This window comes from Burkholderiales bacterium, from assembly GCA_036262035.1.
GTDB lineage: Bacteria > Pseudomonadota > Gammaproteobacteria > Burkholderiales > SG8-41 > JAQGMV01.
In genome coordinates, this window is sequence record DATAJS010000009.1 from 409,760 (window position 1) to 423,836 (window position 14,077).

The window sequence follows — 14,077 nt, forward strand, 5'->3', positions numbered from 1 at the left end:
GCGTCCTCTGCGGTTAAAACGCTTTTCGCGTTGCGTCAAGTCAACACCAGCGGCAGGTTGCGCAGCCGCTTGCCCGTCGCCGCCGCGATGGCGTTCGCGACGGCCGGTGCGATCGGCGGGACGCCGGGCTCGCCGACGCCGGTCGGCTTCTCGGTCGACGGCACGATGTAGACCTCGACGCGCGGCATCTCCCCGATGCGCAGCGGCTTGTAGTCGTGGAAGTTCGACTGCTCGATGCGCCCGTCCTTCAGCGTGATCGCGCCGTGCAAGGCCGCCGACAGCCCGAAGCCGATGCCGCCTTCCATCTGCGCGCGGATCACGTCGGGGTTGACCGCGACGCCGCAGTCGACGGCGCACACCACGCGGTCGACGCGATAGCGCTTGTCGTCGAGCATCGTGATCTCCGCCACCTGCGCGACGTAGCTGTGGAACGACTCGTGCACCGCGATGCCGCGGCCGCGGCCTTCGGGCAGCGGCTCGCCCCACCCCGCTTTCTCCGCCGCGAGATCGAGCACGCCGCGATGCCGCGGATGCTGACCCAGCATCGCGCGCCTGAACGCCACCGGGTCCTGCCCCGCGGCGACCGCAAGCTCGTCGATCATGGTCTCGGTCGAGTACGCGGTGTGCGTCGAGCCGACCGAGCGCCACCACAGCACCGGCACGCTCGTCCTGGTCGTGTGCAGGTCGACGCGCAGGTTGGGGATCTGGTACGGCAGGTTCGACGCGCCTTCGACCGACGTCGCGTCGACGCCGCCTTTCACCAGCATCTTTTCCATCGGCGTGCCGGCGAGGATCGATTGGCCGACGATGCGGTGCTGCCACGCCACCAGTTTGCCCGATGCATCGAGGCCGGCGCGTATCGTGTGGAAGTACATCGGCCTGAAGTAGCCGGCGTGGGTGTCGTCCTCGCGCGTCCACTGCAGCTTCACCGGCGCCTTGCCGCCGATCGCTTTCACGATCTCGGCGGTCTCGACGAGGTAGTCCGAGTGAGAGCTCGCGCGCCGCCCGAAGCTGCCGCCGGCATACAGCATATTGATCTTCACCTGCTCGGGCTCGAGCCCGAACACCTTGGCGACGTTCATCTGGTCGACGGTGTGGAACTGCTCGCCGTTCCACACTTCGCAGCCGTCCTCCGTGCGCTCGACCACACAGTTCATCGGCTCCATCGCCGAGTGCGCGAGATACGGGAACTCGTACGCCGCTTCGAGCGTCTTCGCCGCGCCGGCGAACGCCTTGTCGGCATCGCCTTCATTCTTCGCGACCGCACCGGGCCTGGTCGCGAGCGCCTTGTATTGCGCCATGAGCTCGGCCGAACCGAGCTTCAGCACGCCGGTCCCGTCCCACTGCACCGAGAGCGCGTCGCGGCCTTTTTTCGCCGACCAGAAATTCGTCGCGAGCACCGCCACGCCGGTCGGGATCTGCACCACGTCGACCACGCCGCGCACCGCTTTGGCTTTCGACGCATCGAACGACTTCACTTTCGAGCCGAAGACCGGTGCGTGCGCGACGACCGCGGTGAGCATGTTCGGCCGCTTCACGTCGATGGTGAACTGCGCGGTGCCGTTCGTCTTGGCGCGGCTGTCCTGGCGCGGTATGTGTTTTCCGATGAGCCTGAAGTCCTTCGGGTCTTTGAGCTTCACCTCGGCCGGCACTTTCATCGCGGACGCTTTTTCGGCGAGCGCCCCGAAGGTCGCGTTGCGCCCGCTCCTGTGCGTGAGCGTGCCGTCGCGTACCACGATCTCGTTCGCCGGCACTTTCCACGTCTCGGCCGCGGCCGCGACGAGCATCGCACGCGCCGCCGCGCCCGCCTTGCGCAGCTGCTCGTACGAGTTCGCGATCGCGGTGCTGCCGCCGGTACCCTGCATCGGGCCCCATTGCAGGTTGTTGTAGACCTTGGCGTCGGCGGGCGCGCCTTCCACGCGCACCTGTGTCCAGTCGGCGTCGAGCTCTTCGGCGACCAGCGTGGCAAGGCCGGTATACGTGCCCTGCCCCATCTCGACGTGCTTGGCGATCACGGTGACGGTGTTGTCGGCGCCGATGCGCACGAACGCGTTCGGCGCGAGATCGCCGACCGCGGCCGCGGGACCGACCGTCTTGCCGGGAATCGATTGCGCCCGCGCCGGCAGATAGAAGCCGACCATCAGCGCGGCGCCCGCCTGGAGGAAGCGGCGGCGTCCTTCATTGGCTGTCCTCATGAGGCGCTCCTCGAAGCTTCCTTGATGGCGGCGCGGATGCGCACGTAAGTCGCGCAGCGGCACACGTTGCCCGCCATGCCCGCGTCGATGTCGGCGTCGGTGGGTTGCGGGTTGTCGGCGAGCAGCGCTGCGGCCGACATGATCTGCCCCGACTGGCAGTAGCCGCACTGCACGACGTCGAGCTTTTCCCATGCGGTCTGCACCGCCTTGCCGAGCGGGGTCGCGCCGACGTTCTCGATCGTCGTGATCTGCTTGCCTGCGGCTGCAGACGCAGGAATGCTGCACGAGCGCACCGCCTTGCCGTCGATGTGCACGGTGCACGCGCCGCACATCGCGATGCCGCAGCCGTACTTGGTGCCGGTGAGACCGATGCCGTCGCGGATCGCCCACAGCAGCGGCGTATCGGGGTCGACGTCGACTTCGTAACGCCTGCCGTTGACGTTGAGAGTGGCCATGACGATTCCTATCGAGGGCACGCCGCGCCGGAATCGGCCCAGGCGCGCACGATGCGGTTGAATTCGGGTTTGGCGATCGGCACCGGCTCGCGCGCCCTGCCGTTCACGTCGACGCCGGGCTCCCAGCCCCAGGCGACGAGCTTGTCTTCGGTGAGGTGATGCACGATCTCCTCCAGGCTCTTGTCGCCGTTGCGCTTGCGATCGAGCATCTGACGGCAGATCTCGCCGGCGGTCCTGCCTTCCCACGCCATCGAGAGCGGCGCGAGGTGCCACATCGGCGCGCCGGGCACTCCGCTGGCCGCGAAGTTGGCCGACTGGTGACAGGTGTCGCAATGCATGCCGGCGGGACCCTGGTCCTGCGCGCCGCGCGTCATCGGCGGCACGTGCAGCCGTGCGTCCATGCCCTGTTTCGGTGAATCGCCCTTGGGATGGCAGTTGAGGCAGCGCGGATGCACGAGCACCGTGTGCATCTGCATGAAAAGCTTTTCGCTGTCGGCTTTCGAATCGGCGGCGTGCGCCGGCGCGCCGGCGCCGAGCGCGCATGCGACGAGCGTAAGACGTAATGCTTTTCGGTACATGCCGTCTCCTGTGGGACACACGTAAGTGCGTGCAGCGAGCCAGAACCATGCCGGTTGCGGCGCCAGAGCAGTGTCGTTCGAGCGGCTTCGGCTGCGGTAGAACGATCGTCGGCAGTCCTTGCACGATCCTCCGCGCGGCGCGGTCGCGAGATGGCGCACGAGCGCCGACAGGCGTAGGCTCGAGTCGCTATGACTGAAGCACTTGCGCTCGAGCCGCGCCTCGACGAGCTCTCATCCCTGATTGTCCGATACACCGACGGGGACGGCATCCATCCCACCGCCGTCCCGCGCATGACGTTCCTGCGCAGCGCGGTCCCCAGCGGGCTGATTCACGACGTGCACGAGCCGTCGCTGTGCGTGGTCGCGCAAGGGAGCAAGCGCGTGATGCTCGGCGACGAGGTCTATGACTACGGCGGCGGGTGCTACCTCGTCGCGACCGTCGACCTGCCGGTGTGCGCCGAGATCCTCGATGCGACGGCGGAGGCGCCGTATCTGTGCCTCAAGCTCGGCTTCGACATGAACGAAGTCGCGGACATGCTGCTGGCGGTCGGCGAATCCGCGCTCGGCAACGCGCCGCCGGCACGCGGTCTCTTCATGAGCCGGGCGGACGCGCCGCTGGTCGACGCGGTGCTGCGGCTCGCGCGTCTGCTCGAGGCGCCGCAAGACATCGCCGCGCTCGCGCCGCTCGCGGAGCGCGAGATCATCTATCGATCGCTGAAGAGCGACGAAGGCCGCCGCCTTTCGCGCGCGGTCAGCGCGAACGGCCACGCGCGGCGCATCGCGCGGGCGGTGGCCTGGCTCAAGGCGCATTACGCCGAGCCGCTGCGGATCGACACGCTGGCGAGCCACGCCGGCATGAGCGCATCGTCGCTGCACGAGCATTTCAAGGCCGTGACCGCGATGACGCCGGTGCAATACCAGAAGCAGCTGCGGCTGCAGGAAGCGCGGCGGCTGCTGATGAGCGACGGGATCGACGCGGCGACTGCGGGGCATCGCGTCGGCTACGAAAGCCCGAGCCAGTTCAGCCGCGAGTACAGCCGTTTGTTCGGCGCGCCGCCGGCGCGGGATGCGCAGCGGCTGAGAAATGGGGTCAGAGTCACATTTCCAGCCTGAAATCTGACTCTGACCCGGATTGCTTCAAAAGCAGGAAAGGACAAGGACGCGAAGGAAAGCGTACTTCCTCAAAAAGCGAAACCAAGGTGAAGGACAAGGGCGCCAAGCGGCATATGCACCCACTGGTGGTTGCGAACGTGCGGGTCTGACCCCGGCCTTTCGGGGTCAGGCCCTGTTTTTTTCAAGAAGCAGGTTAAGAACGATGGCGACTGCCTACTTGCTCGGAATTCTGCTCACCTTTGGGCGGAAACAAAACGCCCGGCCTCATGACCGGGCGTTTGTTTTACGCCGCGCGTTACGCGGCTGGCGCCGCTAACGCATCCTACTGCGGCTGGCCCGCCACGACCGCCGCGGGCTGCACCGCAGCCTGGTCGTCGCTCAACGCCGAGCGCGCGCGCTCGGGCGTGACCTCGATGATGCGGTTGGTGGCGGTCTGGTGGATGAGCAGCGTGCCCTGCCTCGTGACACGCGCGTTGCGCAGGATGCCCGCGTAGAGGTTGCCCGACTTGATCGGCCAGCTCTGGAAAGTCTCCTTCGCGATATCGAAGCGCACGAGCATGTCGGGGCGCACGCCGGATTCGTTGTACCAGACCGCACCGTCGAGCACCGCGATCGCGTAGGGATGCGACTTGGGACCCGAGGGCGAATCCCATTCCTTGATCTCGCCGGTCTTCGGATTGACGCGGCCGATCTTGCCCATGCCGGAGTTCACGTACCAGACCATGCCGTCCGGCGCGATGTCGAGCCGGCGCACCGTGGTGCCGGGCGTCGGCAGCTTCACCTCGGTGACCGCGAGGGTCTCGGGATTGACTTTCATCAGGCACGGCCGCGCGTTGCACGCGACCCACAGCGTACCTTCGCGATCGAATTTGATGTCGTACGGCTGCGAGCGCTGCTCGGCGGCTTTCACGATCCTGATCTCGCCCGTATCCGGGTTGAGCCTGCCGATGCGGTTGGCCGCCTGGAAGGTGAAATAGACGATGCCGTTCCTGTCGAAAGTCATCGTGTGCGGATCGGTCGCCTCGGGATCGGGCATCTTCCAGACGGTCGCCTTGCCGCTCGCCGGATCGACCCAGCCGATCGTGCCGTTCTTGTTGCCCGAGAACCACGGCCGGCCTTTGGGATCGAGCTGCACGGTATGCGGCATCGAGTTCGGCGGGAGCGGATATTCCCGCACGCGGTTCGTCTTCGGGTCGTAGCGGCCGATGAGGTTGCCGAACTGCCCCGCGTACCAGATCGAGCCGTCGGCGGCCTGGATCGGATCGCGCGTGCGCTGCCCCAGTTGGGTCGCGGCGATCTCCTTGAACGTGACCTTGAAATTGCCGGGGACCTGCTTCGCCTGACGCGGATTCTCGGGCGGGAAGCTCTTCGCGAGGTAGTCGAGCACCTCGTTCTGCTGGGCGGGGCTCCCCGACATGTCGACCATGTAGCTCGTCAGCTCTTTCCATTGGTCGCGGGTATAGCCGGAGCTGTTCTGGATGAGCTGGAGCGCGTGGCACGCCGAGCACATGCCTTCGACGAGTTGCTTACCCTTGCCGTCGGGCATCGCCGGCGGTTTCTGGCCCTGGGCGGCGGCGGCGGCCAGCGGGAAGACGAGGACAGCGGCGGAAATCAGATATGCAGCGATGGCTTTGGGCATGGCGCGATATCCTCTTTTGGGTTGTAGCCGAACTCTATCAAAACGGGAGGTGGCGCGTGAAAGAGAACAGTATTCGCAAGGCGGTCCGGGAAGGCCGGGCGGCGCTCGGCACCGGTCTGAAGGAATTCGCCTCGCGCGGGGTCCCGCACATCATCGAAGCTTCGGGCTTCGATTACTGCATGATCGACATGGAGCACAGCGCGTTCGACCTCGCCACCATCGCCGATCTCGCCGGGTGGTTCGCTGCGACCGACATCTCGCCGATCGTGCGCATCCACAAGGCGTTCGTCCATTACATCCCGCTCCTGCTCGACCAGGGCATCATGGGGATACAGATCTCGGGAGTGGACAACGCGGACGAAGCGCGCGCCATCGTGCGCGAAGCCAAGTATCCGCCGGTCGGCCACCGCGGGATGTCCGGGATGGGGCCGCATACGAGCTACCGAGGCTACGGCAGCCGCTACCTCGCCGAATACGCGCCGTGGGCGAACGACAACATCATCCTCTGCCCGTCGATCGAATCGCTGGAAGGGCTGGAGAACGTCGACGCGATCGCCGCGGTCGAGGGCATCGACATGATCGCCTACGGGCACTCCGATCTCAGCGCGCAGCTCGGCATCCACCTCCAGCTCGATCATCCGCGCTTCAAGGAGGCGACGAAGAAGATCGTCGACGCGTGCCGAAAGCACGGCAAGCTCGCGCGAGGCTCCGCCGAGACCGAGGCGCAGATCGAGGAATACTGGAAGCTCGGCTGCCAGGTATTGAACCTGCCCGGCACCGACACCAGCACCTACCTCGAAGGACTCAAAGCGCGCGCGGGTCGAGCCCGCGCGCGGCTCGAGTCGATCGGCGTGCGGCCCCGAGAGTCCGCATGACGGATCTGCCGTCGAGCCCGTCGACGCGCCCGGGGCACGCGCGCCGCCCAGATCGTGGGCGCCCGAAAATTCGTCCTGTCAGGCCGCGCCCGAGGCCGTAAAATCGGCGCACACCGAGACGGGATGAAGGAAGGAGACCGTGATGATTTTTCCCAAGCTGGAAGACGCGCACAACATCTTCGATCTGCGCGACATGGCCAGGCGGCGCCTGCCGAAATGGCTGTTCGAATTCGTCGACCGCGGCACCGAAGAGGAAGTCGCGCTCCACAACAACCGCGAAGCGTTCGAGCGCATCAAGTTCCTGCCGCGCATGCTCGTCGACGTATCGAAACGTGACCTCACCACCACGGTCTTCGGCAAGGAGCACAAGATGCCGATCGGCATCGCGCCGACCGGCGCCGCCGGCATGATGTGGTATCGCGGCGAGCTCGAGCTCGCGCGCGCCGCCAAGGCCGCGGGCATCCCCTTCTCGCTCGCCACCGGCTCGATCACCAGCATGGAGCAGGTCGCCGCGGAAGTCGGCGGCACGCTGTGGATGCAGCTCTACATGTGGGCCGACCGCAAGCTCTCGCACCAGGTGGTCAAGCGCGCCGCGGCCGCGGGCTTCGAAGCCCTGCTCGTCACGGTCGACGGCGTGGTCGCCGGCAACCGCGAGTACAACAAGCGCAACGGCTTCTCGGTGCCGTTCAAATACAACAGCAAGAACACCCTCGACGTGCTCTCGCATCCGCGCTGGATGCTGGGCGTGCTCGGCCGTTACATCGCCAACGGCGGCATGCCGCAGCGCGCGAACTTCCCGGCCGAGCTCCAGGGCTCCATCACGACCGCCTACGGCGGCAACAAGGACACCCGCAGCGACTCGCTGTGCTGGGACGACCTCAAGGCGCTGCGCGACATCTGGCCGGGCAAGCTCGTGGTGAAAGGCATCCTGCATCCCGACGACGCCGAGAGATGCCTCGAGTACGGCGCCGACGGCATCGGCGTCTCGAACCACGGCGGCCGCAACTGCGATGCCGCGCCTTCGCCGATCGAAGTGCTGCCGGACATCGTGCGCGCAGTGGGCCACAAGACCACGATCCTCTTCGACAGCGGCGTGCGCCGCGGCAGCGACGTGGTCAAGGCGCTGGCGCTGGGTGCGGACATGGCGCTGATCGGACGCAGCACGCTGTACGGCACCGCCGCCGCGGGCGAAGCGGGCGCCGCACGCGCGCTCGACATCTATCGCGGCGAGATCAGCCGCGCGATGGCGCAGATCACGTGCAACAAGGTCTCGGAGATCGGCCCCGAGCACGTCGCATTCCAGGAGAGCTGCCGCCTGGTGCCGGCTGCGTCGAAACAGGAAGCGCCGGCACGCGGCATGATGAACGTGCAGCCGCTCTTCCCGCAGGAGCAAGTCCGATGAGCACAGCAGTCCCCGCAGCCGCCAAAGCGGAGCTCACGCGCACGGGCAAGCTCCGCGCGGGCATCAACTTCCAGAACCAGTTCCTGACGACCCTCGGACCGAACGGCGAACAGGGCGGCGTCGCCGTCGAGTTCGCGCGCGAGCTCGCACGCCGCCTCGAAGTGCCCGTCGAGATCATTCCGTACAAGTCCGCCGGCTCGCTCGCCGATTCGGTGAGCAGCGGCGCGTGGGACATCTCGGTGCTCGGCGACGAGCCCGAGCGCGCGAAGGTCATCGCGTTCGCGCCGCCGTTGACCGAGCTCGAAGCGACTTACCTCGTCCCCGCGGGCTCTTCGATCCGGAGCGTGGACGAAGTCGACCGCAAAGGCATGCGCATCGTGTCCCCGGCGAAAAGCGCGTTCGACCTCTATCTCGCGCGCACCATCAGGAACGCGGAGCTCATCCAGATCGCCGGCAACAAGGCGGCGCAGGATCACTTCGTGAACCAGAAGGCCGACGCGCTCGCCGGATTGAAGCCCGGCCTGGAGGAGCTCGCGCCCAAGATGCCCGGCTTTCGCATCCTCGACGGCCGCTTCTGCACGGTGCGCCACACGGTCGGCATGCCGCGCGACGGTCGCGATGCGGCGGTGGCCTACATCCGCGATGTCGTCGAAGACGTGAAAGCGTCGGGGCTCGTCGCGGAGTGGATCAGGAAGAGCGGCGTCAAAGGATTGGGCGTCGCACCGGCGGCTTGATCGGTGCGCTCGCGCGCACCCTGCGGTGAACGGCGACGTTCCGCCCGTAGGGTGCGTGGCAACGCACCGCGCGCTGTCCGCGCTTGCTCGAACGCATCGCGGTTCATTTCGCCGTTACGCCGGACCGGCCGACGGCCCTGCTTTGCCATACCCACCTGAGAGAACCCCGGCCATGTTCAGATCGACCCTGCTCGGCTGTGCCCTATCGATACTCGTGCATGGCGCGGCCGCAGGCGCCCAGCAGGCCGGCAACCGCGACGAGTTCTTCTGGCTGGGCGAAATGAACAAGGCCACGGCGGTGATCAACTCCGAAGAGGGTCTGCTGGAAAAATCGATGGTGCCGCGCATCGCCGCCGGAATTTCCAAGGTGATCGAGGACGGCAACCAGGCGGGCGCCAGGCGCCCGTCTTCGGTCATCACGTTCGAGCCGCTGCTGATCAAGGCAGCGGGTTACGACGTCACCCTGCTCCACGCGGGCCGGTCGAGCCAGGACATGCACGCGACTTTCCGCGCCGCCATCTTGCGCGAGGACGTGCTCAGGCTGGCCGAGCAGCTGACCAGGACCGCCGGCACCCTGGTCAGGCTGGCCGAGAAGCACGCGGGCACGATCGTTCCGAACTACACCAACGGCGTGGCGGCGCAGCCCAACAGTTACGGCCACTATCTGCTCGGACACGCGGCCGGCCTCGAGCGCGATGCACAACGCATCCGTGAGGCGTACGCGCGACTCGATCGCTCCCCGATGGGAACCACCGTCCTGAACGGCACGAGCTGGCCGTTGAACCGTACCCGGATGGCGGACTACCTCGGCTTCGCGACCATCGCGGACAACGCCTACGACGCCCATCAGATCGCGACCGCCGAGCATGCGGTGGAAGTCGGTTCGATCGTCACGAGCATCGCGCTGCACGCCGGGAGCTTCGTCGAGGACGTGATGACCCAATATGCCAGCTCGCGTCCCTGGATCCTCTTGCAGGAAGGCGGCGGCAACACCTATGTCTCCAGCGCGATGCCGCAAAAGCGCAACCCGGGCCTGCTGAACAACACCCGGCAGCACGCGTCGACGGCGGTCACCCTGGCCATGGGCCCCGTGATCCAGGCGCACAACATCCCGCCGGGCATGGCGGACGCGAAGGACGCGAAGACCAACAAGGCGATGGTGAACAGCGCGATCAGGGTATTGCAGGACTGGGACAAGGTTCTGAACGCGCTCGTCATCAGCCCGGAGCGTGCGCTGGAAGAGCTGAACAGCGACTGGACCGCGTCACAGGAGCTGGCCGACGTCCTGATGCGCAAATACAAGCTGCCGTTCCGCGTGGGACATCACTTCGCCTCCGAAGTGGTGGACTACGCGAAGGCCAGGGACATCAAGCCGAGCGAGTTCCCCTATGCCGAAGCAAAGCGCATCTATGCGGACGCCATCAAGGACTACGGCACCGGCGAGCTGCCGATGAGCGAGAGCGAGTTCCGCGCGACCCTCGATCCGGTCGCGATCGTCAGGAACCGGGCCACCGTCGGGGGCCCGCAACCCGCCGAAATGGCGCGCATGCTGAAAGCCGCGAACCAGAAGCTCGCGCAGCAGGCCGCCTGGACCAGGGAACGGCGCGCGAAGATCGATTCTTCATTGGCGAAGCTCGACGCCGATTTCGACAAGCTCCTGAAGCAGTGATCGCGCCGGACGGCGCCGCCGGTCGCTAGAGCGATTTCGCGTAGTCGATCATCCCCTGGAAGTCGACGACGACCGCAGGCTCGTTCCCCACCACCCACGCGTCGTGGCCGGACGGCAGCAGCGAAACGTCACCGGGCTTGCACTCGATCTCGGTGCCGTCGTCCATCACCACCATCAGCACGCCCGACACGTGATACTGGAAGTGCGGCGCTTCGCAGCTCCTGGTGTGCACCAGCGGCTGGACCGAGGTCGACCACCGCCACCCGGGCTCGAAGACAGCGCGGCCGACCGTCGCGCCGCCGACGTTGATGAGCTCCACCTTGCCCTTCGGGAACTCGCGCACCTCGTCCGGCTTGCCGAAGCTCTTCAGTTCCGCTTTGTTCATCGTTCGTCTCCTGTTGGTCAAGCGGCGGCAGGCATGTCGTGCAGGAGCCTGCCGTAACCCTCGATACGCTCGCCGCCGAGCGCTTTCGCCATCGCCCACACCGCGGCCTGGGTGGACGTCACCACGGGCTTGCCGAACTCGCGTTCCCACGCCGCGATCGAGCCCATCGTCGGAAAGTTGGCGCCGGGCACCACGAAGGCGTCGATGTTCGGATTGTCGATGCGCGCAAAGGCGTCACGCGCGTTCTCGGGACCGAGCTTGCCGATCGCGTACGAGTCCTTGGCTGCGAAGCCTTCGATCGCGGCGATCTCCAGTCCATGCCGCGTGGAGAAATAGCGCCGCGCGCGCGCGTTCACCTCCTCCGAATACGGCGAGACGATCGCTACGCGCTTGGTGCCGAGCGCGCGCAATGCCTTTCCCACCGAATCCGCCGACGTGATCGCCGGCACGCCGGCCGCGGCGCTCATGCGCCGAGTGACCTTCTCGTCGTAATCGTCGGTGAAGAGGCTCGCCGACGTCTGCATCAGGATCACCAGCTCGACCTTGGCCGTGCCGAGGAGCTTCGACTGGTAGTCGACGTCCTCGTCGCGGCCGGGCGAGAACGGCTGCCCGGGCGTGTTCGTCAGCACCCGAGCGTAATGGGCCTGGTAGCCCGCAGGCAGGCGCGAGAGCTCGGTTTCGGTCGTCGTGTTGGTCGACGGGATGAGCACGCCGAAGTGATGGGTCATGCGCGTTTCCTATTTTGCGCTGAGGTCCAGATTGGCCGACTTGACGATCTCCCCCATGCGCCTGGACTCGCTGCGCCGGAAAGCGTCGAGCTCCGCCCGCCCGCCCCCGATGATGTCGATGCCCAGCACTTTCAGCTGTTCGGCGTATTCGGGTTCCTTCACGACCTTCACCACTTCCGCGCTGATCTTGTCGAGCAAAGCGGCCGGTATGGCCTTCGGCGCGACGACCGAATACCAGCCGAAATTCTCGAAGCCCGGTACGGTGTCGGCGATCGGCGGCACGTCGGGCAGAAGCGGCGCGCGCTTGGTGCTGGTGACGCCGATGGCGCGCACGCGCCCGCCGTTCACCAGCGGCAGCGCCGCCGGGACGACCGCGAACACCGTGTGCACCTCGCGCGAGGCGGTGTCGCCCAGCGCCTGGGCGATGCCTTTGTACGGCACGTGCAGCATCTGCACGCCGGCCGCGTTGAGGAAGTACACCATGCACAGATGCTCGCCGCCGCCCGGGCCCGCCGACCCGTATCGAAGCTGCGGTGAAGAGGTCCTGGCGAGCTGTATCAGATCGGCAACCGATTTGGCCGGCAACTGCGGATTGACGACCAGCACGTAGGGCACGCTTCCGATGAGGGCGACCGACGCGAAATCCCTCTCCAGATCCAGCTTGAGGTCCTTGTAGACTTTCTCCGCCGCCGCGAGCTGAGAGGTCATCAGCAGCCACGTGTACCCGTCGGCGGCCGTGCGCGCGACGATCTCGGCGCTGAGCGCGCCGGCCACGCCCGGCCGCGCGTCGACCACGATCCGCTGGTTCCACGATTTGTAGAGCCGTTCGGACAGAAAGCGCGCGATGATGTCCGGGCCCGACCCCGGCGCGCTGCCGATGACGAGCCGGATGGGCTTGTCGGGAAACGCGGTCGTCGCCGCATGTGCGACGGCCGCTACGGCCAGCGACATCCAGATCACGGCAAGCATCTTCGTGCTGCGCATCGGTGACCTCCTCCCGTTGGCGTGCAGGAGGCATCTTGCCATTATCCGAACCCTGGCGCACGCTCCTTCGCATCCCAACGACCTCGAGCCGCCCGATGAAAATCGTCGAAGTCAGAACGTACTCGCCCGTGTATCCCGTCAAGGATCCGTTCTCCAACGCCATGCGCACCACGCGCGAGCGCGCGTTCGGGCTGGTCGAGATCGTCACCGATGCCGGCATCACCGGCTGGGGCGAAGGCGCGAGCGTGCCGGCGCGCCGTGCGCTCGACACGCACGTGGTCGGGAAGAATCCGTTCGACTGCGAAGTGATCTGGGAAGCGCTGCACAAACAGGGCGTCGACCCCGCGGCGATCAGCGCGGTGGACATCGCGCTGTGGGACGTCATGGGCAAGGCGCTGAAGCAGCCGATCCACCAGTTGCTGGGCGGCGCGTTCCGCACGCGGGTGCAGGCGTACGCGACGGGGCTCTTCCGCCGCGAGCGATCCGATCCGACGGCGGCGCTGGTCGAGGAAGCGCGCGGCTACGTCGACGAAGGCTTCCGGGCGATGAAGATGAAAGTCGGCTTCGGGCCCGACTACGACATCGAGAACGTCGCCGCGGTGCGCCGCGCGATCGGCGACGACATCCTCTTCGCGGTCGATGCGAACTGCGGTTACGACGTCGGCAGCGCGATCGCGGTCGGCCGGGAGATGGCGAAGAACGATCTGCTGTGGTTCGAGGAGCCGGTGAGCGCCGATGACGCCGAGGGCTACCTCGAGATCAAGCGCGCGCTCGGCATCCGCATCTCGGGCGCGGAGCAGTTCCGCGGGCGTTGGGCTTTCCGCCGCATGATCCAGGAGCGCGCGCTCGACATCATCCAGCCCGACGTGTGCGTGTGCGGCGGCTTCACCGAGTACCGCAAGATCGCCGCCATGGCGAGCGCGAACCATGTGCGGGTGATCCCGCACATGTTCGGCACCGCGATCCGGCTTGCCGCCACGCTGCATCTCCTCGCTGCGCTCCCCGACTGGCCGCGTGCGCACGAGCCGTTCCCCACGCTGCTGGAATACGACATGAGCGAAAACGCGCTGCGCACCGAGCTCGCGCGGGAGCCGATACGCCACAAGGGCGGCATCGTCGACGTGCCGCAGGGTCCCGGCCTCGGCATCGAGATCGATCGCGAGGTGCTGCAGCGATACTGCTAGTGTACTGCCCCGTTAATTTTTGGTACTTTGCGATATCTCATCTTGGAGAGATCGCAATGCCCCAACGCATGCCCCCGGTCATGTTGAGTGCCGACGAACGTGAACAACTGGAATCGTTGTCGCGGTCGCGCTCGAT

General features: G+C 66.7%; 13 protein-coding genes. 6 read left to right on the plus strand and 7 right to left on the minus strand.

What is annotated here, in order from left to right; translation table 11 throughout:
* Positions 1–35 precede the first annotated feature (35 nt).
* The 3 genes from VHP37_07910 to VHP37_07920 are packed head-to-tail and all read right to left on the minus strand — an operon-like array spanning position 36 to position 3,228.
* Positions 36–2,195, minus strand: coding sequence for a xanthine dehydrogenase family protein molybdopterin-binding subunit (locus VHP37_07910; protein HEX2826255.1), 2,160 nt, complete (start codon positions 2,193–2,195; stop codon positions 36–38).
* A complete protein-coding gene (locus VHP37_07915) occupies positions 2,192–2,650 on the minus strand; it encodes a (2Fe-2S)-binding protein (protein ID HEX2826256.1) in 459 nt (152 codons plus the stop codon). Before VHP37_07915 ends, VHP37_07910 begins: the two co-directional genes overlap by 4 nt.
* A gap of 8 nt (positions 2,651–2,658) precedes the next feature.
* On the minus strand, positions 2,659–3,228 hold the full coding sequence (locus VHP37_07920; GenBank protein HEX2826257.1) for an Isoquinoline 1-oxidoreductase subunit: 570 nt from the start codon (positions 3,226–3,228) through the stop codon (positions 2,659–2,661).
* A gap of 189 nt (positions 3,229–3,417) precedes the next feature.
* Here VHP37_07920 and VHP37_07925 point away from each other — a divergent pair, with 189 nt between their 5' ends.
* On the plus strand, positions 3,418–4,341 hold the full coding sequence (locus tag VHP37_07925) for an AraC family transcriptional regulator (GenBank protein ID HEX2826258.1): 924 nt from the start codon (positions 3,418–3,420) through the stop codon (positions 4,339–4,341).
* 322 nt (positions 4,342–4,663) lie between these two features.
* Here VHP37_07925 and VHP37_07930 read toward each other — a convergent pair whose 3' ends face one another.
* On the minus strand, positions 4,664–5,980 hold the full coding sequence (locus VHP37_07930) for a hypothetical protein (GenBank protein ID HEX2826259.1): 1,317 nt from the start codon (positions 5,978–5,980) through the stop codon (positions 4,664–4,666).
* Between the two features lie 56 nt (positions 5,981–6,036).
* On the opposite strand from VHP37_07930, the gene VHP37_07935 reads away from it, so the two are divergent.
* The 4 genes from VHP37_07935 to VHP37_07950 all read left to right on the plus strand — a co-directional run bounded on the left by VHP37_07935 (position 6,037) and on the right by VHP37_07950 (position 10,660).
* Positions 6,037–6,855, plus strand: coding sequence for an aldolase/citrate lyase family protein (locus VHP37_07935; protein ID HEX2826260.1), 819 nt, complete (start codon positions 6,037–6,039; stop codon positions 6,853–6,855).
* A gap of 142 nt (positions 6,856–6,997) precedes the next feature.
* Positions 6,998–8,257 (plus strand): alpha-hydroxy acid oxidase, encoded by a 1,260-nt coding sequence (locus VHP37_07940; GenBank protein HEX2826261.1) that lies wholly within the window; start codon positions 6,998–7,000, stop codon positions 8,255–8,257.
* On the plus strand, positions 8,254–8,991 hold the full coding sequence (locus tag VHP37_07945; GenBank protein HEX2826262.1) for a transporter substrate-binding domain-containing protein: 738 nt from the start codon (positions 8,254–8,256) through the stop codon (positions 8,989–8,991). The genes VHP37_07940 and VHP37_07945 overlap by 4 nt, the downstream gene beginning before the upstream one ends.
* A 172-nt stretch (positions 8,992–9,163) precedes the next feature.
* Entirely contained in the window at positions 9,164–10,660 is a 1,497-nt protein-coding gene (locus tag VHP37_07950; protein HEX2826263.1) for a lyase family protein, read from the plus strand.
* A 25-nt stretch (positions 10,661–10,685) separates the two neighbouring features.
* Here VHP37_07950 and VHP37_07955 read toward each other — a convergent pair whose 3' ends face one another.
* The 3 genes from VHP37_07955 to VHP37_07965 are packed head-to-tail and all read right to left on the minus strand — an operon-like array spanning position 10,686 to position 12,757.
* Positions 10,686–11,045 carry a cupin domain-containing protein gene (locus tag VHP37_07955; protein ID HEX2826264.1) on the minus strand — a complete coding sequence of 120 codons (360 nt, stop codon included), beginning with the start codon at positions 11,043–11,045 and terminating at the stop codon, positions 10,686–10,688.
* Positions 11,046–11,062: 17 nt separating this feature from the next.
* Complete coding sequence (locus tag VHP37_07960; GenBank protein ID HEX2826265.1) at positions 11,063–11,773, minus strand: hypothetical protein; 711 nt, start codon at positions 11,771–11,773, stop codon at positions 11,063–11,065.
* A 9-nt stretch (positions 11,774–11,782) separates the two neighbouring features.
* Entirely contained in the window at positions 11,783–12,757 is a 975-nt protein-coding gene (locus VHP37_07965; protein HEX2826266.1) for a tripartite tricarboxylate transporter substrate-binding protein, read from the minus strand.
* A gap of 95 nt (positions 12,758–12,852) precedes the next feature.
* On the opposite strand from VHP37_07965, the gene VHP37_07970 reads away from it, so the two are divergent.
* Positions 12,853–13,941, plus strand: a complete 1,089-nt coding sequence (locus VHP37_07970) for a mandelate racemase/muconate lactonizing enzyme family protein (protein ID HEX2826267.1) — start codon at positions 12,853–12,855, stop codon at positions 13,939–13,941.
* Positions 13,942–14,077 lie beyond the last annotated feature (136 nt).